We start from the raw sequence: 25,971 nt of genomic DNA on the forward strand, positions 1-25,971 counted from the left end.
GATCAGCAGCATCACCTCGCCGAGCGGCGCGCCCTCCGGCATCTTCGGCACGAAGAAATCGTGCGCCAATTGCGGCAGCGGCGGATGCACCATCACGGCAACCGGGATCAGCAGCAGGCTGCCGGCGACCAGCACCAAGGCGAACCGCTCGAACCGGCGGAAATCGCCGGTCGAGACCGCGAAGGTGATGATCACCGCGGCCGCGATCACGCCCCAGAACTGCGACAGGCCGAGATATTGCAGCGCCAGGCTGATGCCGATGAACTCGGTCACCAGCGTCAGCGCGTTGAGCAGGAACAGGTCGGCGACGCTGAACGCGCCCCAGAACTTGCCGAACCGCGCGAAGATCAGCCGCGCGTGGCCGACCCCGGTGACGGCGCCGAGCCGCACCACCATCTCCTGGTTGACGTACAGCACCGGGATCAGCAGCAGCAGCGTCCACAGCAGCGTGGTGCCGTAATTCTGGCCGGCCTGGGTGTAGGTGCCGAATGCGCCGGCGTCATTGTCGCCGACCATCACGATCAGGCCGGGCCCGGCGATCGCCAGCAGCGTTTGCAGCCGGGCCTTGAACGTTCGCCGCGGCGCGCGATCATCGGCCGCGATGGTGCCGAGCGCGCCGCGGATCTCGCCGAGATGGGCGCTGTCGAGCACCGCGCTCGGTGGAACGGCGGCGCAGGCCGACGTCGCCTGCAAGGGGATGTGCTTGGTCATTTGACTCTCCTGATCCGGCTTGCGCGCAGAGGCCGGACGCGGAGAGCGGCGCTAAGCGCCCTCGCCCGCCCGGCGCCGATGCGGCGCGGCCACGTCTGTTGCTGATTTTGGGACTGGCAGGCCCGCCGCACGCACGAAGGCGGCAGCGGGCAATCTGGGTTGATGGTCCATCGGAATGGCTCCTGCCCGGCGCGCAGCCGGGCGTTGGGAATTACGCCGCGCGCGAGGGCGGCTGGTACACGCGGTCGCCGGTGTCACCGCCTTCGGCGTCCGCCACATCGCCCGACGGCACCAATGTCCAGCCAGCCACCAGCGTGCCGGCCGAGCCGACATGCCAATGCAGTGCGAGCGCGGGACGCTGCGCCCTGCGCGGCGTGCTGCGGACGTTGTCGTTGGCGTGGGCGCGGCGGCTCTCGGCCGGGCGCGCGGCGCGGCCGGTCCAGGCCGGCAACCATGCGGTTTTGAAGTTGATCGACATCACTCACCTCCACGGCCGCAACGCGGCGGGACGGTGAGATCAGGCGGCTAGCAGCGCACCTTGCTCACGCGGCCCGACACGGTCGCGGTCCGATGTGTTGCGGTCGCGTTCGCCCGGCCTATCGCGGGGGGAAGGCGGCCAAAGCTGCTAGGGCCCATGTGCTCTTCGTTGGATGAGAAGGAAAGATCGCGCCAAAGGCTCGACCCGGCCGGAGCCCTACGCCCGCACCTGCGATCGAGTCAACACCGTTTATGGCCGGTCACGCCGCCGTGTTCAGCGGGGTGACAAGCCCACTTCGTCTGCGTCGCCCTCATCCTTCGGGGCGCGCTACGCGCACACCTCAGAATAACAGCCGAGCGTCGACCGACACTCGCCGAACCGCGTCAAATCGCCAGATAACGATGGCGCAGGTCTTCGCTGTCGAGGACATGCTTGGCGGTGCCATCGAACACCACCTCGCCGGTGTCGAGGATCACGGCGCGGTCGGACAGTTCCAACGCGGCGACCGCATTCTGTTCGACGATGATGGTGGTGATGCCGGCGGCGCGGACTTCGCGCAACGCCTTGGCGATGTCCTGGCGCACCACCGGGGCCAGGCCTTCATAGGGCTCGTCGAGCAACAACAGCTTGAGATCGCGTGCGAGCGCGCGGGCGATCGCCAGCATCTGCTGCTCGCCGCCGGACATCGTCACGCCTTCCTGCTTGCGCCGCTCGGCGAGCCGCGGGAACAGCTCGTAGATCCGCTCGAACGACCAACCGACGCTGCCGGAGATCACCGCGAGCTGCAGATTTTGCTCCACCGTCATCCCGGGGATGATGCGGCGGTCCTCCTGCACCAGCTGGATGCCGGCCTGGGCGGCGACGTAGTTCGGCTTGCCGTGCAGCTTGATGCCGTCGAGGATCACCTCGCCCGAGACCAGTTCGGGCGACGAGGCACGCGCGATCGAGCGCAGCGTCGAGGTCTTGCCGGCTCCGTTGCGGCCGAGCAGCGCCAGGATCTCGCCCTTGTTGAGCGAGAACGAGACGTTCTGCACGATGTAGCTGTCACCGTAATAGGCGTTGAGGTTGCGGCAGCAGAAATACGGTGTCTCGCCCGCATGGGTGGCGTGCGGCCTTTCGGCGGTCATCGTCGTCATACTTGCTCCTCGCCGAGATAGGCTTCGATCACTTTCGGGTTGCCCTTGATCTCGTCGGGCACGCCCTGCGCGATGACGCGGCCGCCGGCCAGCACGGTGATGCGGTCCGCGAGCGAGAACACGACGTGCATGTCGTGCTCGATGATCACGATGGTCATGCCCGACTGCTTGATCTGCCGCAGGATGTCGATGGTGGCGTTGGTGTCGGCGCGTGCCATGCCGGCGGTCGGCTCGTCGAGCAGCAGCAGCTTCGGCTTCTGCACCAGCCCCATCACCAGTTCGAGCCGGCGCTTGTCGCCGCGCGAGAGCGCACCTGCCAGATGGTACAGATGCTCGCCGAGGCCGCGCTCGCGCAGCGCCTGCACGGCGCGCTGACCGATCTCGCCCTGTTCGTCGAACCGCGACACCAGCTTGAGCCGGAACGCGCCGTCCTGATGCGACAGCATCGCCATCATGACGTTTTCCAGCACGGTGAGATCGCCGAAGATCTCCGGCGTCTGAAACACCCGCGCCACGCCGAGCTGGTTGATCTCATAGGGCTTCAGCCCGGTGAGCTCGGTGCCGTGGAACATCACCTTGCCCTGCGTCGGCGGCAGCACGCCAACGCAGACGTTGAGCAACGTCGATTTGCCGGCGCCGTTCGGACCGATGATGGCGTGAGTTTCGCCCTCACGGATGTCGAGATGCACGTCCGCCAGCGCGTGCAGACCCGCGAACGTCTTGTGGACGTGATCGATGTGCAGAACGATGTCGCTGTTCACCTTCATGGCGCGGTGGCTCTCGCTTGTTGCTCGGCGGCATTCTTCTCGATCTCGGCGGTGCGGTCGTGCGTCGGCATCTCCTCGATCACCATTTCGCCGAGACCGTCACGCTGCGGCGAGTCGCCGAGCGACCTCACCTTCGGCGTATGCTTCAGGCCGATCAGCCGGTTGATGCCTTCCATCACGCCGCCCGGCAGGAAGATGACCACCGCCATGAACAGCAGGCCGAGGGTAAGCTGCCAGCCTTCACCGACGAACAGGCTCAGCGTCTTGACCACCGGCTCGCGCAGCCCGTCGGGCACGAAGGTGAACATCGCCTTGAGCTGGGCTTCGTTGTAGGCCGAGAAGATGTTCTCGAAATACTTGATGATGCCGGTCCCGAGCACCGGACCCAGCAGCGTGCCGGCACCGCCCAGGATGGTCATCAGCACCACCTCGCCCGACGCGGTCCACTGCATCCGCTCGGCGCCCGCGAGCGGATCGGTGGCGGCGAGCAGCGCGCCGGCGAGACCGGCGAACATGCCGGAGATCACGAACGCCGACAGTAGGTACGGCCGCGTCGAATAGCCGGTATAGCCCATCCGGTTCTGGTTCGACTTGATGGCGCGCAGCGTCATACCGAACGGCGAGCGGAAGATCGCGATCGACAGGCCGAACGCCGCCACCAGCACCGCGCCGCAGATGTAGAACCCGGTCCAGCCGGTGATCTGCATGCCGAACAGCGACGGCGTCGGCGAGACGTAGCCGATCGCGGCGTCGAGATAGCGCGGGTCCTGGCGCAGCACGCGCAGGCCGGTTTCGCCGTTGGTGATCGGCGTCAGCACCGAATATGCCATGTTGTAGCACATCTGCGCGAACGCCAGCGTCAGGATCGAGAAGTAGATGCCGGAGCGGCGCAGGCTGACAAAGCCGATCGCCAGCGCCAGCACTCCGGCCAGCACCACCGACATCGCCACCGCGGGCAACAGATCCATCGACAGCAGCTTGAACGACCACACCGCGGCGTAGGACCCGACGCCGAGGAACGCGGCGTGGCCGAACGACAGGTAGCCGGTGAGACCGAACAGGATGTTGAAGCCGATCGCGAAGATTCCGTAGATCGCGAACTTCTGCAGCAGGTCCGGATAGCCGGCGCCGATCGGGGTGAAGATGATCGGCCCCAGCGCCACCACGATGGCAAAGCCGATCAGCAACGCGATGTCGGCGAGTTTGGAGGTATGCTTCATCGGATCAGCTCTCCATCACGCCCTTGCGGCCGAGCAATCCGCGCGGACGCACCAACAACACCACCACGGCGACCAGATAGATGATGATCTGATCGATGCCGGGCAGCAGGCCCTTGATCTCGTTCATCGAGGCGAACGACTGCAGGATGCCGAGCAGAAAGCCGGCCAGCACCGCACCCGGCAGCGAGCCCATGCCGCCGACCACGACGACGACGAACGACAGCACCAGGAAGTCCATCCCCATGTGATAGTCGGGCGGCACGATCGGCGTGTACATCACGCCGGCGAGGCCGGCGACGATCGCCGCGAGCCCGAACACGATGGTGAAGCGCCGCTCGATATTGATGCCGAGCAGGCCGACGGTCTCACGGTCCTGCATGCCGGCGCGCACCACCATGCCGAAGGTGGTGAGCTGCAGGAACGCGAACACCGCGCCGATCACCACCAGCGAGAAGCACAGATAGACGATGCGCCAATACGGATAGACGATCGCCTCGGTGATCTGCAGCGAACCGGAGAACAATGCGGGAGCCGATTGCGCGATCGGATTGGCGCCGAAGAAGTGCTTGACGATCTCCTGAAGCACGATGGCGAGGCCGAAGGTGACCAGGATCTGGTCGGCATGCGGACGCTTGTAGAAGAACCGGATCAGGCCGCGCTCGATCAGGATGCCGATCAGCAGCATCACCGGGATTGCCAGCAAGATCGAAACCGGTACCGAGTAATCGATCAGCACCTTGCCCCAATCACCGAGCATCGCCTGCACGTAAGGCGTCTTGATCTCCAGCGGCGAGCCCCAAGGCGTCGTCCGCGTCGGGTCGATTTTGACGATTTCCAGCGTCAGCAGCTTGTTGAACACCACGGCGCAGAACGCGCCGAGCATGAACAGCGCGCCGTGGGCGAAGTTCACCACGCCGAGCGTGCCGAAGGCCAAGGTCAGCCCGAGCGCGATCAGCGCATAGGCCCCTCCTTTGTCGAGGCCGTTCAGGATCTGCAGAACGATCGCGTCCATGCGTGGTCAATCTCCCCCTGTGTCCGCGGCCCAAGGCGCGCGTCCATCGAAATACCCCGGCGACCGACCCCGGCCGGTGGGCCAATACGAACTTTGCAGTGCCTGTCGCCCCGACCATCGGTCGCGGACGGTACGCGAATTATTGCTGCTCAAGAGACACGTGGCGGTCGGCTGTGCCCCGAGGCTCAGCCGACCGGTCACGATTCTGCTCGCCGGGCCGCAACGCGCAGCCCGGCTGGATCAGATCAGCCGCACGCCTTGGCGTCCTTGGAGCCGAGTTCGCCGCCGAAGATGCTCGGGTCGTAAGTGACCTGCGACGCCGGCACGACCTTCTTGACTTCGAGCAGGTCGAACTTGTCCTTCGGCTTTTCCTTGCCCTGCACCACCAGCACGTCCTTGAAGCACTGATGGTCGGCGGCGCGGTACAGCGTCTTGCCGTTACCGAGGCCATCGAACTCGAAGCCTTCGAGGGCCGCGATCACCTTCGACGGATTGAAAGTGCCGGCACGCTCGACGGCGTCGGCATACAGGATCGCCTGGACGTAGCAGGTCTGCGCGGCCTGCGACGGCGGGGTGCCGTAGGCGGCGCCGAACGACTTGGTGAAGGCGCTGGTGGCGGCGTCCTCGAGCTTCCAGTCCCAGTTCGCGGTGCCGTAGATGCCCTTGATCGCATCGCCGGCGCCTTGCGCCATCAGTTCGGAGAACAGCGGCACGACGATCTCGAACTTCTTGCCGTTCGCCATCTTGTCGCGCAGGCCGAACTGAACCGCCTGGGTCAAGGAGTTGATCATATCCTTGCCGTAATGGTTCAGCACCAGCACGTCGGCGCCGGAGTTCAGCACCGGGGTGATGTATTGCGAGAAGTCGGCGGCGCCGAGCGGGGTGCGAACCGCCTTGACGGTCTTCCAGCCCTGCTTCTCGGTGGCGTCCTTCATCGACTCTTCCTGAGTCCAGCCCCAGGTGTAGTCGGCGGTCAGGTGGTACGCCGCACGATCCTTGCCGTAGGCCTCGGCGAGCACCGGGCCGAGCGCGACGCCCGACATGTAGGCGTTGAAGAAGTGGCGGAAGCCGTAGGCGCGCTTGTCCTTGCCGGTGGTGTCGTTGGAGTGGGTCAGGCCGGCCATGAAGATCACGCCGACGTCCTGGCACAGCGACTGCACCGCGACCGCTTCTGCCGACGACGAGCCGCCGGTGATCATGATCGCGCCGTCCTTTTCGATCATGCGCTTGGCGGTGGCGCGCGCCTGATCGGCCTTCGTCTGGGTATCACCGGACACGAAGGTAACCTTCTTGCCGAGCACGCCGTTGCCCTTGAGCGCCAAGGGCTTCATGGTCTTCAGCATGCCGCCGTCGCCCTCGCCGTTGAGGTGCTTGACCGCGAGCTGATAGGCCTTGAGTTCGTCCATGCCTTCGTCGGCATAAGCGCCGGACTGCGGGACATTGAAGCCGAAAACGACGTCCTTGCCTTTCGGGATGTTACAGAAATCGTCGGCCCAGGCGTCGCGGATGAAAAAGCTCGGCGTGGCAAGGGCAGCAGCACCGGCCAGGCCGGTCTTGAGCGCAGTTCTGCGGTCGATGATAAATTTCTTGTCGGCCATGGGGCGTCTCTCCTCGGGTTCCTCGGGAAGTCGTGTTGTTAGTCTCAGGCTCAGCGGCGCATCGGCGCGCGTGTCGGTGCCTGGGCTGCTCTTGGTGGCAGCGAGCCCGAAGTCTTGGAGAGCGGGCCAACCAGGGTCAACCGCTCCTTTTGTCTAAGGAGGACTCCACGCGGGAGTTGCGTAGGTAATTACTAGTTCAATTGACAGAACTAATCGTCACGCTGTCGTGACAGATCATGATGCAATGCGGCACGACGTTTGGGAAAACCCTCATCCAACAACGCGGCAATCAAATTGTCACATATTGCATCGCGTCAAGCATGATGCGACGTCCGGATTGAGCCTCGTGAAGACCCTCAGTTTTCCTCTGTGACGTTTGGTCGCGAGCGCCGCACACGGCTGTGCAACGCAACGCCACGTTTCCGGGAACGCTCAGAATTTCTGCTCGCCTCAACGGTAGCTATCGCGAAGCGCAGGCCCGGCACCGAGTGGCGCCGAGCCCGCACGACGATTCGATGTGGTCTGCGCGGACGACGCAGCGATCAGCTCACCCGACGTTCGCGGCTCTCCCAATACGGCTGGCGCAGCTCGCGCTTGAGGATCTTGCCGGCGCCGGACAGCGGCAACGGCGTCTCGGTGATCTCGACGCTGCGCGGGCACTTGTAGCCGGCGATCAGCGCCTTGCAGTGGGCGATCAGTTCCTCCGCCGTCACGGTGGCACCGGCCTTGGTGACGACGACGGCGTGAACCTGCTCGCCCCACGCCTCGTGCGGAATACCGATCACCGCGCATTGCGCCACCGCCGGATGCTGGGCCACCGCGTTCTCGACCTCGACCGAGTACACGTTTTCACCGCCCGAGATGATCATGTCCTTGACCCGGTCGACGACATAAACGAAGCCGTGCTCGTCCATGTAGCCGCCGTCGCCGGTGTGCATCCAGCCGCAGAGAAGCGCCCGCGCGGTTTCCTCGGGCCGCTCCCAATAGCCCATCATCACGTTGTCGCCGCGGACGCAGATCTCGCCGACCGTCCCGTAAGGCACGGTGCGGTCTTCCGCATCGACGATGCGCACCTCGCAGCCAAGCGTCGCCCGGCCGGCGGCACGCTGCCGGCCCTTGGCCTTGCCATCGCCGATGTGCTCCTTCCAATGCAGCAAGGTCGCGATCGGCGAAAGCTCGGTCATGCCGTAGGCCTGGGTGAACTGAACGTTGGGCAGCGCCGCAGACGCGCGGCCCAGCACCGCCTCGCTGATCGGGGACGCGCCATAGACGATGTTCTTCAGCGACGACAGGTCGTAAGTCTTCAGCGCCGGGTGATCGACGAACATCTGGATCATGGTCGGCACCAGCAGCACGTCGGTGACCCGATCGTTCTGCATCGCCTGCATCACGCCTTCCGGCGTGAACGACGGGATCATCACGTTGGAGCCGCCCGACAACAGCAGCGAGTACATCGCGGCACCATTGGCGAGGTGGAACATCGGCGCGGCGTGCAGATACACAGAGGTGCCGGGAAACAGCCCCTCGCCCAGCGCGTTGAGCGCGTTCGCCATCAGATTGCCGTGGCTCAGCATCACGCCCTTGGAACGGCCGGTGGTGCCACCGGTGTAGAAGATGCCGGCGAGATCCTCGGCCTTGCGCATTGCATCCGGGATCGGCGCGTGCGTGGCGATCAGATCCTCATAGCTCTGCATCCCGGCCGGGACGTCGCCGTCATCGGCATAGATCATCGCCATCGACGGGATCGCCTTTGCCAGCACAGCGCCGGTCGCAGCAAACGCCTTGTCGACCACCAGCGCCACCGCGCGGCAGTCCTTGAGCGCGTCTTCGTTCTCCAGCGCGCTCCAGCGGATGTTGAGCGGCACGATCACGCCGCCGCACCAGCCGGCGGCGAGATACATTTCGAGATAGCGGTCCGAATTCAGCGACAGGATCGCAACGCGCTCACCCTCGCCGACGCCGCTGGCGCGAAGGCCGGCAGCGAGCCGCGCAACGCGATCGCCGACCTCGCGCCAGTTACGACGGCGGCCGGCGCAGACGGTGGCCAGCCCTTCCGGGTTGATCTGCAGCGCGCGCCGCAGGCCGTGGGTGATGTTCATGAAGTCCTCCCTTGGGTCGTTTCCTGTTGTTGTTGCCGTCCGGCGCCGTGAGGGCGCTCTTCTTCTTGATTGGTCGATTGGCGAGCCCCTCGGTGAGGCGCACCGCGAATTCGTCCGCGATCGCATCCGGCGACAGCGCACCGTCGCGCTGATACCAATGACCGATCCAGTTCAACGAACCGGCGATCGCGAACGCTGTCAACTTCGGATCGCACGGTTTGATTGATCCGTCGGCGACGCCGTCCGCGATATAGCGCCGGAACGTGCGATCGATGCCGCGCTTGGCGGCGCGCACTGTCTTCTCGTTGTCCGGCGACAGGTCGCGCGGATTGAACCGCACCATGCTGGCACCAAACTCGGTCGCCATCGTCGCGGCATAGGCGCGCACCAGCGCGCGCAGCTTGCCGAGCCCGTCCGCGCCCGAGCCGTTGATGCCGGCGATGATCTCGTCGACCCGCTCCTGCCCCAGCGCCCAGCATTCGAACAGAATGTCCTCCTTGCTGCGGAAGTAATTGTACAGCGCCGGCTTGGTGATGTTCAGCCGCTCCGCCACGTCGTTCAGCGTGGCGCGATGATAGCCCTGTTCGAGAAACAGATGTACCGCGGTCCGCAGCACCGCCTCGCGCTTTTCGTCGCGGGCGCGGCGGCGGCTTTCGAACGGCATCCAGGGCGAATGATCGTCGGTGACGCGTTCGTTCATCACAAATTCCGCAAGCAGAAATTCGACAAGTAATCGATCCATCGCCGATCGATTGACTCGCGAACGGCTCGCATATATTACTCATGGGTAATAAAAAGTCCAATGGGTAAGTTAGGGAGGAAACGATGGTGTCACCCGTCCACGTCGCCGGCGTCGGCATGATCCCGTTCGTCAAGCCGGGCGCGAACGAGCCGTATCACCTGATGGGCGCCGAAGCGGCGCGCCTAGCGCTGCGCGATGCAGGCGTCGGTTACGATGCGATCCAGCAGGCCTTCGTCGGTTACGTCTACGGCGACTCCACCTGCGGCCAGCGCGCGCTGTACCAGGTCGGCATGACCGGCATCCCGATCGTCAACGTCAACAACAACTGCTCGACAGGCTCGACCGCCCTGTTTCTGGCGCGGCAGGCGATCTCCTCCGGCGCCGCCGACTGCGTACTGGCGCTCGGCTTCGAGCAGATGAAGCCCGGCGCGCTCGGCGCGGTGTTCGCTGATCGTCCCAGCGCGTTCGACGCTTTCGATGCCGCCGCCAACGAGCTGATCGACGCGCCCGGCGTACCGCTGGCGCTGCGCTATTTCGGCGGCGCCGGCCTCAGCCACATGCAGAAATACGGCACGCCGCTGGCGTCGTTCGCGGCAGTTCGCGCCAAGGCCAGCCGCCACGCGGCGAAGAACCCGCTGGCGCTGTTCCGCAAGGAGCTTTCGGCCGACGATGTGCTGAACGACCAGGTGATCTGGCCGGGCGTGATGACGCGGCTGATGGCGTGCCCGCCGACCTGCGGCGGCGCCGCCGCGGTGCTGGTGTCCGAAACCTTCGCCAAGAAGCATGGTCTCGACACCCGTGTCCGCATCGCCGCACAGGCGATGACCACCGACACGCCGTCGACCTTCGAGGCGCACGACATGATGCGCGTGGTCGGCTACGACATGGCGCGTGCCGCGGCCACCAAAGTGTACGAAGATGCCGGCGTCGGGCCGGACGACATCGACGTCGTCGAGCTGCACGACTGCTTCGCCCATAACGAGTTGATCACCTACGAGGCGCTTGGTCTCTGCCCCGAAGGCGGCGCCGAGAAGTTCATCGCCGACGGCGACAACACGTATGGCGGAAAGTTCGTTACCAACCCGTCGGGCGGTCTGCTGTCGAAGGGCCATCCGCTCGGCGCCACCGGCCTCGCACAATGCTACGAGCTGACCCGGCAACTCCGCGGCACCGCGGAGGCGACCCAGGTCGACGGCGCCAAGCGCGCGTTGCAGCACAATCTCGGTCTCGGCGGCGCCTGCGTGGTGACGCTGTACGAGCGTGCGTGAGGCAAATCTGATGGTCGATCAATCCGCTGTCGGTCGCCGGTTCACACCGGTGACCGCCCATGTCGAAGCCGGCCGGCTGCGCTATTTCCTCGACACCCTCGGCGAGACCAATCCGGTGTATCGCGACACCGCCGCGGCCAAGGCCGAAGGCTTCGCAGCGCCGCCGATCCCGCCGACCTATCTGTTTTGCCTCGAGATGCTCGACAACGAGAAGCCGTTCGAGTTCCTCGAAGCGCTCGAGATCGATCTCGGCCGGGTGCTGCACGGCGAGCAGAGCTTCACCTACCACGCCCCGGTGATGGTCGGCGACAGCCTCACCTTCAGCCCGCAGGTGACCAGCGTCACCGACAAGAAGGGTGGCGCAATGACGCTGATCGGCGTCGAGACCACCGTCACCAATCAGCACGGGGTTCACGTCGCCGATACGACGCGGACCATCGTGGTGCGCAACGGATGACCGAGACGATGGACATGACCACCTCCCCCGCGGTCGGCGACCGTATCGTCCACGAACGCTTCCCGGCGATCAACCGTCACCGGCTGGCGCTGTATTGTGGCGCCTCCGGCGATCACAATCCGATCCATGTCGATATCGACTTCGCCAAGGCGTCGGGTTTTCCCGACGTGTTCACTCACGGCATGCTGGTGATGGGCTATCTCGGCCAGGCACTCAGCGACGCCGTGCCGCCGAACCGGATCCGCAGCTTTTCGACGCGGTTCGCGGCGATCACCCAGCTCGGCGCCGAGATCACCTGCGAAGGCCAAGTCACCGAGCTGATCGAAGCCGGCGGCGAGCGCCGCGCCCGGCTCGCCCTCACCGCCCGCGACCAGACCGGCGAGATCAAGCTCGCCGGCGAAGCGATCGTCGCCCTGTCATAACAACAAGCATTCGAGGAAAGCTCATGGGCAAACTGCAAGGCAAGGTAGCGCTGGTCACCGGATCGGGCCGCGGCATCGGCCGCGCCATCGCGCTGAAGCTCGCGTCCGAAGGCGCGCGCGTCGTCGTCAACGATCTCGACGCCGAACCGGGCGACGCCGTCGCCGCCGAGATCAAGGCGATGGGCAGCGATGCGATCGCCATCAACGGCAGCGTCTCGGAGGCCGGCTTCGCCGATCGCTTCGTCGGCGCGGCGGTGGAAAAATTCGGCGGCCTCGACATCATCGTCAACAACGCCGGCTACACCTGGGACTCGACGATCCAGAAGATGACCGACGAGCAGTTTCAGGCGATGCTCGACGTACATCTGGTGGCGCCGTTCCGCATCCTGCGTGCCGCCGCCGAGCCGATCCGGATCTTTGCCAAGAAGGAAGCCGAGGCCGGCCAGGAGGTGTTCCGCAAAGTCGTCAACATCTCGTCGATCGCCGGGCTCTACGGCAATGCCGGGCAGGCCAGCTACTCGTCGGCGAAAGCCTCGCTGGTTGGGCTGACGCGGACGCTGTGCAAGGAATGGGGCCGCTACAAGGTCAACGTCAATTGCGTCGCGTTCGGCCTGATCAACACCCGCCTCACCCAGCCGATCGAAGCGCAGCAGAAGACCATCGACGTCGCCGGCCGCGACATCAAGGTCGGCGTGCAACCGCAGATGCTGGATGCGATGGCGCGCATGATCCCGCTCGGGCGCGGCGGCACGCCGGAGGAAGCCGCCGACGCAGTGTATCTGTTCTGCAGCCCGGAATCGAACTACGTCAGCGGCCAAGTGCTGGTCTGCGGCGGCGGCTTGATCCTGTAAGCAGGGGATTTCGGCAATGACCCTCGTTCTATCTGAGCGGCGCGGCGCCGTCGCGGTGCTGACGTTGAACAACCCGGCGCAATACAACGCGATGCGCCGCGGTCTGCTCGGCGAGCTCGGCGCCGCCTTGATCGCGGCGCTCGCCGACGATGCGGTGCGCGCCATCCTGCTCTCCGGCGCCGGCAAAGGCTTCTGCGCCGGCGCGGCGCTCGGCAGCGAGACGTTCGGGGCCGGCGCGGACGTCGCGCCGTGGATGCGTGCCGAACTCAGCCCGGTGCTCGAGGCGATGCGCGGCGCGGCGAAGCCAATCGTCGTCGCGGTCAACGGCCCCGCGGCCGGCGCGGGCGTCGGCCTGGCGCTCGCCGGCGACATCGTTCTGGCGGCGCGCTCGGCGAAATTCGTGCTGAGCTTCGTCAAGCTCGGCGCCGCGCTCGATGCCGGCACCTCGCTGTTCGTACAGCGCGCGATCGGCGTGGCGCGTGCGCGCGCCCTGGCGCTGCTCGGCCGTCCGCTGTCCGCCGAACAGGCCGAACAATCCGGCCTGATCTTCCAGGCCGTCGACGACGAGCGCCTGATGGATGAGGCGATGGCCATCGCCGAGCAGCTCGCGGCCGGCCCGCCGATCGGCATCGGCCTGATCAAGCGCCAGATCGAAGCCGCATGGGCAGCCCCGCTCGCCGAGGTGCTGGACGACGAAGCCGAACAGCAGGGCCGCGCCTTCGTCACCGCGGACCTGCGCGAAGGCGCTGCCGCCTTCGTCGAGAAACGCGCGCCGAACTTTACCGGCGTGTGAGAAGCGCCACGCCGCTCGTTTCCGTCCGGATCATGTCCAGCACGAGAGCGACCACCGACTCCGCCGCCGCTTCGATCGAGAGTCCGCCGCGGCGGATGTTGGAGATACAGTTGCGCCGCGAGTCTGGCGTCCCGGTTTTCGGGCCATAGGTGATGTAGACGCCGAGGCTGTCGGCCGCCGACAGACCGGGCCGCTCGCCGATCATCACGATCGAGATCCTGGCACCCAGCGCCTCCCCGACCGCGTCGCCGAGCGCCACCCGCGCTTGCGACGCGAGCACGATCGGCGCCACCGCGAGCCGGTGCAGCTGCAGCCGCCCGATCACGGCGCGGATCAGCGGCGCGGCGTTGAGATCGATCGCGCTCGCCGAGAGGCCATCGCCGACGACGATCGCGACGTCGCTGCCGCGGGGCATCCCCGCAAGGCAATGGCTCGATCTGTCGGACAGCTTACGGCCGAGATCGGGGCGGCGTACAAACGTGCTGCGGTCATGCGCCGCGCTCTCCACCGCCACTGTACCAACCGGAAGATCCGCCAAGCGCTCGACGAGGCGGTCCCAATCCACCACCGACCACACCGCTTCGCGGGCGCGCGCATGATCGAGCAGAAATGCTTGCGCCGCGCGCGTCGGCAGGCCGGCGCCGAACCGGCCAAGCTGAACGCGCGCCTCGGTCATCCGCCGAAGATCGATCGCAGGCGGTTCGCGCCTCGTCAGGCTGTCCTCAGCCATGCCGCGCCTCCAGCAGTCGCAGTGCGGCGATGTCGTTCGTCAATTTCAGCGGCGAGTCCAGCAGCCGGCCGCTGGCATCGGTCAGGCCGATTTCGCCGAGCCAGCGTTCGAACTCCGGCGCAGGCGGACGCCCCAATGTCTCGCGGCAATACTCGGCGTCGTGATGTGCCAGCGACTGATAGTTCAGCATGACATCGTCGGCACCTGGCACCGTGATGACAAAATTGACGCCGGCGGCACACAGCAGCGTCAACAGCGCGTCCATATCCTCCTGGTCGGCGTCGGCGTGGTTCGTGTAACAGACGTCGACGCCCATCGGCAGGCCGAGCAGCTTGCCGCAGAAGTGATCCTCCAGCCCGGCACGGATGATCTGCTTGCCGTTGAACAGATATTCCGGACCGATGAAGCCGACCACAGTGTTGACCAGCAGCGGCTGAAATTCACGGGCGATTGCATAGGCACGCGCTTCCATGGTCTGCTGATCGACGCCGAAATGCGCATCCGCCGACAGCGCCGCCCCCTGCCCGGTCTCGAAATACATCAGATTGGCACCAGCAGGCGCACGCTTGAGCCCGCGCACCGCCTCGTGTGCCTCGCGCAGCATCGCCAGATCGACGCCGAATCCGTCATTGGCCTTCTGCGATCCGGCGATCGACTGAAACACCAGATCGACCGGCGCCTCGGCCGCAATCGCCTTGATGGCGGTGCTGACGTGGCCGAGGCAACAGGTCTGGGTCGGGATCGCCAACCGCGACCTCAGTTCGTCGAGCAGCTCGACGATGCGGACGTAGTCGGACACGGTGTCGGTCGCGGGATTGACTCCGATCACCGCATCGCCCGTCCCCATCAATAGCCCGTCGATCGCAGAGGCGGCGATGCCCAGTGAATCGTCGGTCGGATGATTGGGCTGGTTACGCGTCGACAACCGCCCCTTCAAGCCGATGGTCGAACGGAACCGCGTCACGACTTGGCGCTTGGCGGCGACAGCAATCAGGTCCTGTAGCCGCATGATCTTCGACACCGCAGCAACCATTTCCGGCGTGAGCCCGAAGGTCAACGCTTCGAGCTGTGGCTGTTGGACTTCCGGCCGCAGCAACCATTCACGGAACTGCCCCACGGTGAACGACGACACCGCCGCGAACGCCGCCGGATCGTGCTGCGCCGCGATCAACCGCGACACCTCGTCGTCGTCGGACGGAATCAGTTCTTCGGCCAGAAACGCCTTCAGCGGCAGGTCGGCAAGCGCCATCTGCGCCGCTAGCCGCTCGACCGGCCCCTCCGCCGAGATGCCGGCGAGCTGATCACCCGAGCGCTCGGGCGTGGCCTTGGCCATCAATTCCTTGAGGTCGGCAAAGCTGAAGGTCGTCCGCTCGATTGTGGTCCGATACGGCATCTCAAGTCACCGGTCGATCAACGCCAGGGCCTGCGCATGCAGGGCCGGCGTGGCGCTCGCCAATACGCGGCCGTCGGATTGCATCGACAACGGCGCGCCGTTCCAATCGGTGATGCAGCCGCCGGCCCCCTCGAGCACTGGCACCAGCGCCATGTAGTCGTAAGGCTGCAGCCCGGTCTCCAGCGCGATGTCGCAATGGCCGGACGCGAGCAATCCGTAGATGTAGCAGTCACCGCCGAACCGCCGCATCCGCGCGGCCCGTGACAGCCGCTCGTAGGCCGCAGCCTCCTCACCTACGAACATATCCGGCGAGGTGGTGTAGAACCTTGCCTCGGCGATCGTCGAACAACCGCTGGTTTTGGCACGGCGACCGCCGAACATCGTCTCGCCCGGCTTGGCGATCCATCGCTCGCCGGTCACGGGAACATCGATCACGCCGCAGAAGGGGCGACCCTCGCGGGTGAGCGCAATCAGCGTACCGAACAATGGAAAGCCGGTGATGAAACTCTTGGTCCCGTCGATCGGATCGATGATCCAGGTCAGAGTTTGTCCCGGCTTGGCCCCCATCTCCTCGCCGTAGATGCCGTGATCCGGAAACCGCGCCTCGATGCGGTCGCGGAGCGCCCGCTCGATGGCTCGATCGGCGATCGTCACCGGGCTCTCGTCGGACTTCAGCACGACATCGAGCGAGGTGCGGAAGTACTTCATCACCATCGGCTTGACAGCGTCGAGCAGTTCTCCGGCGAACGACAGATAGAGGTCGGCGTCGTCCAATAATTCGATATCGGTCATCACAGGGCCTTCAGGAACAACGGCCATCGCGGGTCGTGGATAATCGAGCGTGCCCGCATGTGCTTCCAGATGCCGTATTTGTAAAAGTCGAAGTCGAGCGTCGACATCCGGTTCTGCACCATCGCCCAGGTGCTCCATTTGATATCGGCCAAGGCCTTGTGAACGATGAAGCGGGCGTGCAGGCTCTTGTCGTAGCGGCCGAAATAGTCCTCGATGATCTCCTGCTCGACGCTCTCCGGAAAGAAGTGCTCGCCGCTCCAGATCGCAAGGTCGTATAGTCGCTCGTTGTTCGAGGCGTATTCGAAGTCGATCAGCTTGATCGAATTGTCGGCTCCGACCAGAAAGTTGCCCGGCATCGGATCGTTGAAGCACGGCACGAGATCGAGCCCGGACGCCTCCAGCGCGGCGCGAGCCTCCTGATACTGCCGATACAGCCAGGCGTGGTCGGCCGGCCAGTGACCGCCGAGCTCTTCGACCTGGGCATAGTGCTCGTCGATCATATCGAACACGGTCTTGGTCAGCGGCAACGGCGGCGCCTCGTGGAAGCGACGATAGATCTGCACCACGCCGGCGCGAAACGCCCGATCGATGCAGTCGCGATGCGTCGATGGCCGGCGGTCGCCGAGAAACTCCGACACTTCGATGTCGAGATGATCGAGATAATCGAAGGTGCGTGGCCCGACCGCCATGGTCTCGGCCTGCAGACTGGCGGCACGCGCCGCCTTGCGATCGATGAACATCTCGGTCCCGCGGCCCGGGATTTTGACGAAGTAGGCGTGCGGTTCGCCGTCGACCACAACTCTGAAATTGGTGTTGCTGATGCCCCCCGACACCGGATGATAGGACATCCGGCGTCCGGCCCAGGCCTCGACCTGGACGATGGCGGCTTCGAGGGTCCGTTCTGCCTCGGATCTGGCGGCTCCGATTTCGGCCATTGTCGCGCTCTCTCGCTACAGGGTTCTCAATCGCTCTTCGAATCCGGGCAGCCCGAGCAGCATCCGGCATCGCAGGAAACGCCACCCGGCGTATTTCAGGAATTCAACGCCGGGCAACGACGAACGCGCATTCTGCAGCAGACTCCGCAGCGCCCAGTAGAAATCATCGGCCGCGGCATACAGGCGGCAGCGGCTGAAAGCGGCTTCGCTGTAGGTGCCGTCGTGAATTTCGAGCAGCGGCTTCATCTGACTCTCGAACTGGTACAGCTCGTTCATCTGCACACCGAGCTGGTAGTAGGGGTCGATGTCGCCGGCCATATCGAAGTCGACGAGTTGCAGCGCCCCGCCCGGCCCGATCATGACGTTGGAGGAATGCGGATCGCCGTGCGCCGGCTTGTAGGTTACGCCGGCCGCATCGATCGCCTGCCGGATCGCTCTGATCCACGCCATCATCCAATCGGCGTCGCCGGGCATTCCACTGGACTCTGCGGAGACGAGCGGCCACAGCCGATCAATGCCATCGAACACCGACCAGGGCCGGCCGAACGGTTCGCCCGCAGCGATGCACTTGTGCATCTCGACCAGCTGCGCAGCCGTTTCCAAGCTCATCAGATCGTCGATTCTCGCCGTTCGCCAGCCTTCGCCGAGCCGCGCGAACAGCGTCGCGCGCAGCTCGGGCAGATGCGCGACAGGTTCGGGCGACAGGCCGAGCGCATGCAGACGGCGCGCCGCCGCGATGGCGGCAGCATCGTCGACCAGTTCGGCCACTTCGTCGCTGGCGAGCCGCAAGAACAGAGCCGGCTCACCGCCGGCGGACGCAACTGCGAACGAGGTCGACTCCACGGCATGGTAGGATGGCGACGCGACCGGCAGCGTTGCCGGCGCATAGGTCACCGTCGCCGGGTCGATCGATGCGATGCTGAGCAATGCCCGCTCGGCACGCTGCTCCTGGCCGCTTGCCGGTTGGCCGAGAGGCTTCATGTCGCGGCCTCCTTGAGGTCGACTGCCTGCAGGCCTTCACTGGCGATGGTGTACAGCATGTCCGCCAGGATCTGTGTCGCGCGCGTATAGTCCTCCGGACTGGTGAACTCGGTCGGATGGTGGATGACGCCGTCGCGCGAGCGCACCGCCATGACGATCGACGGACATACGCTCGACATTGCCACCGCGTCGTGGCCGCCGATGGTGTCGAGATGCCGCGCCGTCTCGCCGTAGTCCGCGGCGACCTGCTCCGCGAGCGCAACCAGTGGCGGCGCGAACCGGCCGGCCTTGCGGCGATCGATCGACCGCACCTCGTAGGTCACGCCGGCTTTGTCGGCGGCGGCTTCGATCCGCAACTTCATCTTGCGCTCGGCCTCGGCCAGCACCTCCGGCGAGCCCGATCGCAGCTCGATGAACAGCACCGCTTCCGACGGCACGGTGTTCGGCGAGTTCGGAAACACTTCGAGCCGCCCCACCGAGGTGTGCAGATCGAGGCCGTGCTCGCCGGCAATCTCTTTGAGATCGCCGATCAGATAGGCCGCGGCGAGCAGCGCGTCCTTTCGCTCGGCCATCGGCGTCGGACCGGTGTGCGCCTGCCGGCCGAGGAATGCCAGTCGATACTTGGTGGCCCCCCAGTAGCGCGTGAACACGCCGAACAGCTCGCCCGCCTCGAACAGATGCTTGTCGCCTTCGATGTGAAGTTCGATCAGCGCGTCGGGCACTGGCACCTTGTCGCTGCCGGCGTAGCCAATCTCGGCCAGCGCCTGACGCACGGTCACGCCGTCGCCGTCGGCCCGGTCGAGTGCCCAATCGAGTTCGGCGGATCCGGCGAACACGCTGCTGCCGAGCAGGCTCGGCTGAAACCGGGCGCCCTCCTCGTTGGTCCAGTTCACCACCTGGAAATTGCAGGCCGACAGCCGGTTCTCCGACTTCAGCTTCTCGGCCACAGCCAACACCGCCTCGCAGGCCGCCACCACGCCGAGCGCGCCGTCGAACCGACCGCCATTGGGCTGGCTGTCGATATGCGAGCCGACCATGATCACCGGCGCATTGGCGCCGGCCAGCGCAGCCTTGCCGAACTGATTGCCGATGGCGTCGATCGACTGAACAAAATCGTGCTCGGCGAACCATCGGCCCAGCCAGTCGCGCGCTTCGCCGTCGGTCCGGGTCAGGCTCATTCGGTTCATCGAGCCGTCGGGGCCGCCCCCGAACGTCGACAATTCCCCCATCATCGCGCGAAGCCGCGACGGATCGATGGGAGCACGAAGATGGGTCTTATCAGGCATGAATGATGTCCACGTTCAATTGACGGAAGCGATCGGTGAAGTCCTTGGTCAGCGCGCCGCCGGTGATCACCGCATCGACATCGCCGAGACCGAAAGTGTGGATCGAGCCGAGCCGGCCGAATTTGGAACTGTCTGCGACGATCACCGAGCGCTTCGCCTGGTTGCGCGCGACGCGGCGGACGATGGCTTCGTCCTCGCCGTAATCCATGAAGCCGCGCTCGGCGTGAACCGCGCTGATCGCGACGATGGCGAGATCGAAATAGTGATCCTTGATCGCCACCATGGTCTCCGGGCCGAACGTCGCCTGATAGTCGGCGCGCAATCGGCCGCCGAGCACCCGAACGCTCGGCGTCGACAGATAGTAGAAGTGCGCGGCCACGGCCAGCGAGTGGGTGACGATGGTCAGGTCCTTGCGGGACTCGAGATACTTGAGGCAGGCCAGCGCGGTGGTGCCCTCGTCCACGAAGATCTTCATGCCGTCCGCGACCAGTTTTGCCGCGGCTTCGCCGATCCTTGCCTTCTCGCGGGCGCCGACGCGCAGACGATCGGCGAACGGCTGATCGCTCTCCTGCCGATCGAGCACGGCGCCGCCATAGACCCGCCGGGCGAAGCCTTCGGTCTCCAACTCGCGCAAGTCGCGCCGGATCGATTCCTGGCTGACGCCGAGCTGCTCGACGAGGTCCTTCACGAGGACACGCTGCTTCTGCCGCAGCAGGTCCCGGATCAGCTCGAGCCGATTCTCGGTGAAACTCATGGGTGCTCCACAATTCCCGGACGCTGGCGGGACCACGTCTCGACGCGCATCATCGTCGTCATGCTCCCGGCTGCGCCGCCGCAACAAAGTTGTTCGTGACTTCGTCGGCGATCACCGGCGGCGTCACCAGATGACAGGCAGCGAAATCCTGCGCACCGCGCACCGTCAAGCTCGGATTGACGTGGCCGCATTTGTCCATCGCCTGCGGGCAGCGCGATTTGAAACTGCAGCCGTCGGGGATCGCCAGCGGGCTCGGGGGCTCACCCTCGAGCAGATAGTCCTCGGGTTGATAGCGCCGCTGCTCCAGCGTCGGCATCGCGCTGAGCAGCGCCATGGTGTAGGGATGGCCGGGATCGAAGAACAACCTCTCGTTCTCGGCCAGTTCGAACACCTCGCCGAGATACATCACCGCCACGCGGTTACAGACCTTCCGCACCATCGCCAGATCGTGGGAAATGAAGATGTAGGTCAGGTCGTATTCCCGCTGCAGCCGCTGGAACAGGTCGAGCAGCTTGAACTGTTCGGCCTGATCGAGCGACGACAGCGTCTCATCCATGATCAGAATCTCCGGCTCCAACACCAGCGCACGGGCGACGTTGACGCGCTGGCGCTGCCCCGCGCTGAGCCCGAGCGGCAGCTCTTCGTACAGCTCCGGCGGGAGGCCGACCTCGGTCATCACCCGCACGACACGTTCGCGAATTTTGGCGCGGTCGCGCCATCCGTGCGTGCGCAGCGGCTCTTCCAGCATCCGGCCGATCGCAGTCCGCGGCGGCAGCGAACCGAACGGATCCTGTAGCACGAGCTGAAGCTTGCCGCGGAACTTCAGCAACGCTTTGCCGCCGAGGGTCGCGATGTCCTGATCGTCGCACAGCACCTGCCCCGCACTCGGCAGCTCCAGCCGTGACAACAGCCGCATCAGCGTCGATTTCCCACAACCGGACTCGCCGACGATGGCGAAGCTGTCGCCGCGGTGGACGTCGAAGGTGACGTTGCGCACCGCGCGGACCAGGTCGTGACCTCCAAGACCGGTCCTTCGCTTCACCTTGTAGGACTGCGATGCGTCGCGCAGACTCAGCACCACCTCGCGCGTGCCCTCAGGACGCGGCGGCACCTCCGCCTCGTTCCAGATCTTCGGCGTCTGCCCGACCAGTTCGCGGGTGTAGGGATAGATCGGGTTGGCGATCAGCGCCTCGGTCGCCTGCTCCTCGACGATCCGGCCGTGCTCCATCACCAGCGTGCGCGAGCACGCCTCGCGGACCACCGGGAGCGACGACGACACGAACAGGATCGCGGTGTCGAAGGTCGCCGCGAGCTCCTTCATCAGCCGGATCACCTGCGCCGCGACGGTGACATCGAGCGGCTGGGTGACGTTGTCCGCCACCAACAGCACGGGATTGGTCACGAGCGCATCGACGATCAGCGCCCGCTGCATCATGCCGCCGGAAAATTGCGACGGATAATCGTGGAATCGGTTCCGGGCGGACGGGATGCGGACTGCCTCGAGCAGTTCGATCACCCGCTTCTCGGCGTCGCGCCGCGACGTTCCCGGCACCACCGCCCGCATCTTTTCGACGATCTGGGCGCCGACCGGAAGCGTGGGATCGAGCGAACCCATCGGGTTGGCGCCGACATAGGACATCCGCTGACGCAGCGTCCGCATCTCGGCTTCGCCCATCGCGTAGATGTCGCGCCCTTCGAATTTCACCTCGCCGGAGCGCCGCGTGAGCGGCGGCTCCAGCCAATTCACCACCGCGCGCGACAGCACTGTCTTGCCGGCACCGCTGGCACCGACCACGCCGACGATCTCGCGTGGCGCCAGCCGCAGCGATACGCGGTCAAGGATGACCTTGGCGCCGTCGCCGCTGCCGGCCGTCACCGTCAGATCGGTCAAATCGAGAAGCGGCCGGGTCATGATCACGAACCTCCGTGGATCGCGTTGCGCGCGCGTTCGAGCGAGGCGCCCATCAGGTTGATGCTGGTGAGCGTGAGGCCCAGGAACATGCCGGGCATGGTCGCGATCCACCACGCGTTGATCAGATATTTGCGTCCGTCGGCGATGATGTTGCCGAATGTCGGTGTCGGCGGCTGCACCCCGAGGCCGAGAAAGCCGAGGGTCGATTCGAAGATCATCATCCGCGCGACGTCGAGCACCGAGGTGAACAGGACCGGTGGCAGCAGCAGCGGCAGCAGCAGCGTCACGATGATGCGCAGGTCGGTCGCACCGCCGATCTTCGCGGCGCGGACGTACTCACGCTGGCGCTCGGTCATCACGATGCTGCGCATGATCCGTGCGTAGACCGGCCAGTTCGACACCCCGAGCACCAGAATGATCGCCGGAATCGTCGGCCGCGACACGCCGAGCACGGCGATCGCCAGGATGATCATCGGAATCGAGAGCTGGGCATCGGTCAGGCGCATGATGACCGCGTCGATCCGGCCGCCGAAGTAGCCCGCAATGGTGCCGAGCGCGCATCCGATCGCAAGCATCACCGCGACGGAGGCAATTCCGATCAGGAACGAGTAGCGCAGACCGACCAGCGACCGTACCAGCATGTCGCGGCCGATCTGATCGGTGCCGAGCGGATGCGCCCAGCTCCAGTTGCTGCCGACCAGCAGCGGCGGCAGCAACCGTGCCTTGACGTTCATCTTGGTCGGATCGATGCCGCTGAGTTCGGGATACAATGCGGCGGCGAGCGCGAGCACGACGAACACCGCCAGCCCGATGCGGAAGCCCGGCGTCGAGGCCGCTTTGGCGAAGATCCGCCGCGAGATCGATTGCGAGGTGCGGTGCGGGACCGCCGGCCCTGCGGTTGCGAGTGTGACTGACATCGGGGCGAACCTCAGTATTCGAGCCGGGGGTCGACGGTCGTTGCCACGAGGTCGACGACGATATTGATCAGGACGAAGATCGCGCTGGTCACGATCGCAATTCCCTGGATCAGCGGGAAGTCGCGCTGCAGAACAGCGTTGATGGTGAGAAGACCGAGCCCCGGATAGTCGAAGATGTATTCGACGATGATCACGCCGCCGAGCAGGCTGGAGAACTGCACGCCGAGCAGATTGAGCAGCGGCACCGAGGCATTGCGCATCGCGTGGTTGGCGATGATCCGGCTGCGGCTGAGCCCGCGCACGCGTCCGACCGAGACGTAGGGCTCCATCATCTGCGCCGATACCGAGCTGACGAGCGTGCGGATCAGCACGGGCGACAACTCGACGGCCAGGACGATGGCGGGAAGGATGGTGTAGGCGAAGCCCTGATAGCCGATCGCGGGAAGCCAACCGAGCTTCACCGACAGCAGCAGCGCCAGGACGATGCCGAGCCAGAAGTTCGGCAGCGAAATGAACAGCGACGAGATGTAGAAAGCGAGCTTGTCCGGCCACCGGCCGATCGCGAGCCCCCCGGCGATTCCGACCACGCCGGAGAAAACCAGCGCAATCACCAGCGTCACCGCGGCGAGCTGCAGCGTCATGGGGAGCGCTTCGAGAATGAGGTCGAGCACTTCGGCCCGCTCACCGCGGGTCGAATCGTTGAAGGTCGCGCCTCCGGTCGCGGCGCCGTTGGCGGGGCGGACGAACGACTGTCCGAGGTCGCCCCGCACGACATGGCCCATGTAGCGCCCGAACTGCACGATGATCGGATCGCGCAGCCCCATCTCCTTGGCGATCTTCTCGATCAGCGCGTCCGGCGCCATGCCACCCGCCATCATCCGCACCGGGTCGCCGGGCACGACCCGCAACAGCGTGAAGATCAGAAACGACACCAGGAAGATGATGACCACGCCCTGCGACAGGCGGCGGATCAGAAAGTTGAGAACGAACATGGCTTTGTTGCTCCGGATCGATCGAGTGACCTCACGGCCACGAGGCCCGCGCCGCGTGCGAGAATCTGCTTCGCGGCGCGCGCCGCGTCAGGCCGAGCGTTGCGAGGCGTCGATCGAGCCGTCCGGATAGATGTAGATGCCGGCGAACTCCTTCTGCATGGCGTGGATCATCACCGAGGTGAACAGCGACAGCGCCGGCACCTTGGAGGCGAGCAGCGGCATCGTCTCGGTCTGCAGAACCTTCTTCCGTTCCTCGAGCGTCGGTGCGTTGCGTTCCTTGTCGAGGCTGGCGTCGATATCCTTGTCGACGATGCCGCAAATGCGGTGCGAGCTCGAATGGAAGTGCGTGCGCAGCACGAGGTCGGGCTCGGGCGAGCCGGTCGACCAGCCGCAATCCACCATATGGCCGGGGCCACCGCCGGGCCGGTCGTACAACCGCTCGTTCCACGCCGCCGGCTCCAGCACGGTCAGGCTGACCTTGAAGCCCTGCTCGTTGAGCATCTCCGTGATGATCTCGCCGTATTCCTTGGTTTTCGGATAGAATCCGACCGAGGTGATGTATTCGAGCGGCGGCAAGCCCTTGCCCTTGGGAAAGCCGGCCTCGGCCAGCAGCGCCTGGCACTTGTCAGGATCGAATTTCGGATAGTTCGGCAGATCGATGTAGCCGAACTTCACCGGCGAAACGTAGTTCGCCGAAGCGTGGCCCGCGGAGCCGAGCAGATCGAGGATGACGTCGCGATTGATGGCGTGGCAGGCCGCCATGCGGACCCGCACATCGTTGAACGGCGGCTTGGAGCAGCGGAACCAGAGATATTTGTTCTCCACCGACACCACGCGATTGATGTGGATATTCGGCTTGTCCTTGATGGTGTCGACCTGCTCCGGCTCGAGCCGTTCGACGATCGACGCCTGACCATTCATCAGCGACAGCATGCGCGTCGTGGAGTCGCCGGTGAAAGTGAAGTTGATCCCGGCGATCGCCGGCTTGCCCTTGAAGTAGTCGTCATAGGCCGTCATCACGGTGTCGTTGCCGCGCTGTTCGACGAATTTGAACGGGCCGGTGCCGTTCAGCCGCTGCGACAGCACCCCGCCCGGACCACCTGCGATATCCTTTGCGGACATCATCGGCAGGAACGCGGCGAGAAACATGAAGAGATGCGCCGGGTAGCCGCCCTTCGAGGTGTCGACAATCACCGTGTAGTCGTCGGGCGTCTCGATCTTCAGCGTCTCTGTCGGGCCGGGGTACCACTGCGCCGGACGGTCGGACCTGGAGCCGTATTCGAAGGTCGCCTTCACGTCCTCCGCCTTGAACGGCTTGCCATCGTGGAATTTGATGCCTTCGCGCAGCTTGATCTGCAGCCGGTGGGGATCGAGCAGCTTCAGATCAGTAGCGAGCTCGTAAACGACCGCCGAGGGGTCCTCGAGCTTCATCGGCGTGCGGGTCAGAAAACCCATCACGAAACCTTCGATGTTCTTCTGCGATAGCGTCGTATGTGCCGTCGGATCCCAGTTGCCGGTGATGTTCTCGGCCGACAGGAAGGTCATGGTCTTGCCGGCCTGCGCATGCGCCGGAGAGATGAAGAAGTCCGGATTGATCTGAACGTAACCTGCCGCGGCGGCAGCCCCCGCGGCTCCTTTCAGGAAGTTGCGGCGGCTAAGGTCCGAATGCATCGCGATCCCCTTTTGCTGTGAACGACAGACCGACAAATCGGTCAAATCGGTCAT

Annotated in this window: 25 protein-coding genes; 5 read left to right on the top strand and 20 right to left on the bottom strand. The window is 65.3% G+C overall.

Annotation, left to right across the window (positions count from 1 at the left end; translation table 11 throughout):
• The 9 genes from DY468_RS19810 to DY468_RS19850 form a co-directional block, all read right to left on the bottom strand.
• A partial coding sequence (locus tag DY468_RS19810) for an NRAMP family divalent metal transporter (RefSeq protein ID WP_164606584.1) occupies nt 1-711 on the bottom strand: 711 nt, incomplete at its 3' end.
• Nucleotides 712-922: 211 nt separating this feature from the next.
• On the bottom strand, nt 923-1,189 hold the full coding sequence (locus DY468_RS19815) for a hypothetical protein (RefSeq protein WP_164606586.1): 267 nt from the start codon (nt 1,187-1,189) through the stop codon (nt 923-925).
• Nucleotides 1,190-1,572: 383 nt separating this feature from the next.
• Nucleotides 1,573-2,325, bottom strand: a complete 753-nt coding sequence (locus tag DY468_RS19820; RefSeq protein WP_164606588.1) for an ABC transporter ATP-binding protein — start codon at nt 2,323-2,325, stop codon at nt 1,573-1,575.
• Nucleotides 2,322-3,092: an ABC transporter ATP-binding protein gene (locus DY468_RS19825; RefSeq protein ID WP_164606590.1), complete on the bottom strand. Its 771-nt coding sequence runs from the start codon at nt 3,090-3,092 to the stop codon at nt 2,322-2,324. The genes DY468_RS19820 and DY468_RS19825 overlap by 4 nt, the downstream gene beginning before the upstream one ends.
• Nucleotides 3,089-4,312, bottom strand: a complete 1,224-nt coding sequence (locus DY468_RS19830; RefSeq protein ID WP_164606592.1) for a branched-chain amino acid ABC transporter permease — start codon at nt 4,310-4,312, stop codon at nt 3,089-3,091. Before DY468_RS19830 ends, DY468_RS19825 begins: the two co-directional genes overlap by 4 nt.
• 4 nt (nt 4,313-4,316) lie before the next feature.
• Entirely contained in the window at nt 4,317-5,324 is a 1,008-nt protein-coding gene (locus DY468_RS19835; protein ID WP_164606594.1) for a branched-chain amino acid ABC transporter permease, read from the bottom strand.
• A 245-nt stretch (nt 5,325-5,569) separates the two neighbouring features.
• Nucleotides 5,570-6,922: a substrate-binding protein gene (locus tag DY468_RS19840; protein WP_164606596.1), complete on the bottom strand. Its 1,353-nt coding sequence runs from the start codon at nt 6,920-6,922 to the stop codon at nt 5,570-5,572.
• A 542-nt stretch (nt 6,923-7,464) separates the two neighbouring features.
• Nucleotides 7,465-9,021 (bottom strand): acyl-CoA synthetase, encoded by a 1,557-nt coding sequence (locus DY468_RS19845; RefSeq protein WP_164606598.1) that lies wholly within the window; start codon nt 9,019-9,021, stop codon nt 7,465-7,467.
• A complete protein-coding gene (locus tag DY468_RS19850; protein WP_164606600.1) occupies nt 8,939-9,721 on the bottom strand; it encodes a TetR/AcrR family transcriptional regulator in 783 nt (260 codons plus the stop codon). The genes DY468_RS19845 and DY468_RS19850 overlap by 83 nt, the downstream gene beginning before the upstream one ends.
• A gap of 125 nt (nt 9,722-9,846) precedes the next feature.
• On the opposite strand from DY468_RS19850, the gene DY468_RS19855 reads away from it, so the two are divergent.
• Genes DY468_RS19855 through DY468_RS19875 form a run of 5 tightly spaced genes read left to right on the top strand, consistent with a single transcriptional unit; the run spans nt 9,847 to nt 13,554 of the window.
• Entirely contained in the window at nt 9,847-11,031 is a 1,185-nt protein-coding gene (locus DY468_RS19855; RefSeq protein ID WP_164606602.1) for a lipid-transfer protein, read from the top strand.
• Nucleotides 11,032-11,041: 10 nt separating this feature from the next.
• On the top strand, nt 11,042-11,488 hold the full coding sequence (locus tag DY468_RS19860; protein WP_164606604.1) for a MaoC family dehydratase N-terminal domain-containing protein: 447 nt from the start codon (nt 11,042-11,044) through the stop codon (nt 11,486-11,488).
• Nucleotides 11,485-11,910: a MaoC family dehydratase gene (locus DY468_RS19865; RefSeq protein WP_205512556.1), complete on the top strand. Its 426-nt coding sequence runs from the start codon at nt 11,485-11,487 to the stop codon at nt 11,908-11,910. Before DY468_RS19860 ends, DY468_RS19865 begins: the two co-directional genes overlap by 4 nt.
• 23 nt (nt 11,911-11,933) lie before the next feature.
• On the top strand, nt 11,934-12,761 hold the full coding sequence (locus tag DY468_RS19870; RefSeq protein ID WP_164606608.1) for an SDR family NAD(P)-dependent oxidoreductase: 828 nt from the start codon (nt 11,934-11,936) through the stop codon (nt 12,759-12,761).
• A 16-nt stretch (nt 12,762-12,777) separates the two neighbouring features.
• Nucleotides 12,778-13,554, top strand: coding sequence for an enoyl-CoA hydratase-related protein (locus tag DY468_RS19875; RefSeq protein WP_164606610.1), 777 nt, complete (start codon nt 12,778-12,780; stop codon nt 13,552-13,554).
• On the opposite strand, the gene eutC is transcribed toward DY468_RS19875, so the two are convergent.
• The 11 genes from eutC to DY468_RS19930 all read right to left on the bottom strand — a co-directional run bounded on the left by eutC (nt 13,541) and on the right by DY468_RS19930 (nt 25,917).
• Nucleotides 13,541-14,284: an ethanolamine ammonia-lyase subunit EutC gene (gene eutC, locus DY468_RS19880; protein ID WP_164606613.1), complete on the bottom strand. Its 744-nt coding sequence runs from the start codon at nt 14,282-14,284 to the stop codon at nt 13,541-13,543. The genes DY468_RS19875 and eutC overlap by 14 nt on opposite strands.
• Nucleotides 14,277-15,677: an ethanolamine ammonia-lyase subunit EutB gene (locus tag DY468_RS19885; protein WP_164606614.1), complete on the bottom strand. Its 1,401-nt coding sequence runs from the start codon at nt 15,675-15,677 to the stop codon at nt 14,277-14,279. The genes eutC and DY468_RS19885 overlap by 8 nt, the downstream gene beginning before the upstream one ends.
• Nucleotides 15,678-15,683: 6 nt before the next feature.
• A complete protein-coding gene (gene hisN / locus DY468_RS19890; RefSeq protein ID WP_164606616.1) occupies nt 15,684-16,469 on the bottom strand; it encodes a histidinol-phosphatase in 786 nt (261 codons plus the stop codon).
• Nucleotides 16,469-17,404: a phosphotransferase gene (locus tag DY468_RS19895; protein ID WP_164606618.1), complete on the bottom strand. Its 936-nt coding sequence runs from the start codon at nt 17,402-17,404 to the stop codon at nt 16,469-16,471. The genes hisN and DY468_RS19895 overlap by 1 nt, the downstream gene beginning before the upstream one ends.
• A 15-nt stretch (nt 17,405-17,419) precedes the next feature.
• Nucleotides 17,420-18,385, bottom strand: a complete 966-nt coding sequence (locus DY468_RS19900) for a phosphotransferase family protein (RefSeq protein ID WP_164606620.1) — start codon at nt 18,383-18,385, stop codon at nt 17,420-17,422.
• Entirely contained in the window at nt 18,382-19,671 is a 1,290-nt protein-coding gene (locus DY468_RS19905; protein WP_164606622.1) for a Zn-dependent hydrolase, read from the bottom strand. Before DY468_RS19905 ends, DY468_RS19900 begins: the two co-directional genes overlap by 4 nt.
• The gene (locus DY468_RS19910) at nt 19,664-20,425 is read right to left on the bottom strand and encodes a DeoR/GlpR family DNA-binding transcription regulator (RefSeq protein ID WP_164606625.1); all 762 of its coding nucleotides are present in this window, start codon (nt 20,423-20,425) and stop codon (nt 19,664-19,666) included. Before DY468_RS19910 ends, DY468_RS19905 begins: the two co-directional genes overlap by 8 nt.
• A 58-nt stretch (nt 20,426-20,483) precedes the next feature.
• The gene (locus tag DY468_RS19915) at nt 20,484-22,337 is read right to left on the bottom strand and encodes a dipeptide ABC transporter ATP-binding protein (RefSeq protein WP_164606627.1); all 1,854 of its coding nucleotides are present in this window, start codon (nt 22,335-22,337) and stop codon (nt 20,484-20,486) included.
• Nucleotides 22,338-22,339: 2 nt separating this feature from the next.
• Nucleotides 22,340-23,254, bottom strand: coding sequence for an ABC transporter permease (locus tag DY468_RS19920; RefSeq protein ID WP_164606629.1), 915 nt, complete (start codon nt 23,252-23,254; stop codon nt 22,340-22,342).
• Nucleotides 23,255-23,265: 11 nt separating this feature from the next.
• Complete coding sequence (locus DY468_RS19925) at nt 23,266-24,246, bottom strand: ABC transporter permease (protein WP_164606631.1); 981 nt, start codon at nt 24,244-24,246, stop codon at nt 23,266-23,268.
• 87 nt (nt 24,247-24,333) lie between these two features.
• Entirely contained in the window at nt 24,334-25,917 is a 1,584-nt protein-coding gene (locus tag DY468_RS19930) for an ABC transporter substrate-binding protein (protein WP_164606633.1), read from the bottom strand.
• Nucleotides 25,918-25,971 lie beyond the last annotated feature (54 nt).

This window comes from Rhodopseudomonas sp. BR0M22 (assembly GCF_010907035.1).
Classification (GTDB): Bacteria; Pseudomonadota; Alphaproteobacteria; order Rhizobiales; family Xanthobacteraceae; genus Rhodopseudomonas.

Bases quoted from the DNA above. Each gene is read 5' to 3' on its own strand.
- DY468_RS19815 (WP_164606586.1), bottom strand. From the start codon at position 1,189: ATGTCGATCAACTTCAAAACCGCATGGTTGCCGGCCTGGACCGGCCGC.
- DY468_RS19820 (WP_164606588.1), bottom strand. From the start codon at position 2,325: ATGACGACGATGACCGCCGAAAGGCCGCACGCCACCCATGCGGGCGAG.
- DY468_RS19825 (WP_164606590.1), bottom strand. From the start codon at position 3,092: ATGAAGGTGAACAGCGACATCGTTCTGCACATCGATCACGTCCACAAG.
- DY468_RS19830 (WP_164606592.1), bottom strand. From the start codon at position 4,312: ATGAAGCATACCTCCAAACTCGCCGACATCGCGTTGCTGATCGGCTTT.
- DY468_RS19835 (WP_164606594.1), bottom strand. From the start codon at position 5,324: ATGGACGCGATCGTTCTGCAGATCCTGAACGGCCTCGACAAAGGAGGG.
- DY468_RS19840 (WP_164606596.1), bottom strand. From the start codon at position 6,922: ATGGCCGACAAGAAATTTATCATCGACCGCAGAACTGCGCTCAAGACC.
- DY468_RS19845 (WP_164606598.1), bottom strand. From the start codon at position 9,021: ATGAACATCACCCACGGCCTGCGGCGCGCGCTGCAGATCAACCCGGAA.
- DY468_RS19850 (WP_164606600.1), bottom strand. From the start codon at position 9,721: ATGAACGAACGCGTCACCGACGATCATTCGCCCTGGATGCCGTTCGAA.
- DY468_RS19855 (WP_164606602.1), top strand. From the start codon at position 9,847: ATGGTGTCACCCGTCCACGTCGCCGGCGTCGGCATGATCCCGTTCGTC.
- DY468_RS19860 (WP_164606604.1), top strand. From the start codon at position 11,042: ATGGTCGATCAATCCGCTGTCGGTCGCCGGTTCACACCGGTGACCGCC.
- DY468_RS19865 (WP_205512556.1), top strand. From the start codon at position 11,485: ATGACCGAGACGATGGACATGACCACCTCCCCCGCGGTCGGCGACCGT.
- DY468_RS19870 (WP_164606608.1), top strand. From the start codon at position 11,934: ATGGGCAAACTGCAAGGCAAGGTAGCGCTGGTCACCGGATCGGGCCGC.
- DY468_RS19875 (WP_164606610.1), top strand. From the start codon at position 12,778: ATGACCCTCGTTCTATCTGAGCGGCGCGGCGCCGTCGCGGTGCTGACG.
- eutC (WP_164606613.1), bottom strand. From the start codon at position 14,284: ATGGCTGAGGACAGCCTGACGAGGCGCGAACCGCCTGCGATCGATCTT.
- DY468_RS19885 (WP_164606614.1), bottom strand. From the start codon at position 15,677: ATGCCGTATCGGACCACAATCGAGCGGACGACCTTCAGCTTTGCCGAC.
- hisN (WP_164606616.1), bottom strand. From the start codon at position 16,469: ATGACCGATATCGAATTATTGGACGACGCCGACCTCTATCTGTCGTTC.
- DY468_RS19895 (WP_164606618.1), bottom strand. From the start codon at position 17,404: ATGGCCGAAATCGGAGCCGCCAGATCCGAGGCAGAACGGACCCTCGAA.
- DY468_RS19900 (WP_164606620.1), bottom strand. From the start codon at position 18,385: ATGAAGCCTCTCGGCCAACCGGCAAGCGGCCAGGAGCAGCGTGCCGAG.
- DY468_RS19905 (WP_164606622.1), bottom strand. From the start codon at position 19,671: ATGCCTGATAAGACCCATCTTCGTGCTCCCATCGATCCGTCGCGGCTT.
- DY468_RS19910 (WP_164606625.1), bottom strand. From the start codon at position 20,425: ATGAGTTTCACCGAGAATCGGCTCGAGCTGATCCGGGACCTGCTGCGG.
- DY468_RS19915 (WP_164606627.1), bottom strand. From the start codon at position 22,337: ATGACCCGGCCGCTTCTCGATTTGACCGATCTGACGGTGACGGCCGGC.
- DY468_RS19920 (WP_164606629.1), bottom strand. From the start codon at position 23,254: ATGTCAGTCACACTCGCAACCGCAGGGCCGGCGGTCCCGCACCGCACC.
- DY468_RS19925 (WP_164606631.1), bottom strand. From the start codon at position 24,246: ATGTTCGTTCTCAACTTTCTGATCCGCCGCCTGTCGCAGGGCGTGGTC.
- DY468_RS19930 (WP_164606633.1), bottom strand. From the start codon at position 25,917: ATGCATTCGGACCTTAGCCGCCGCAACTTCCTGAAAGGAGCCGCGGGG.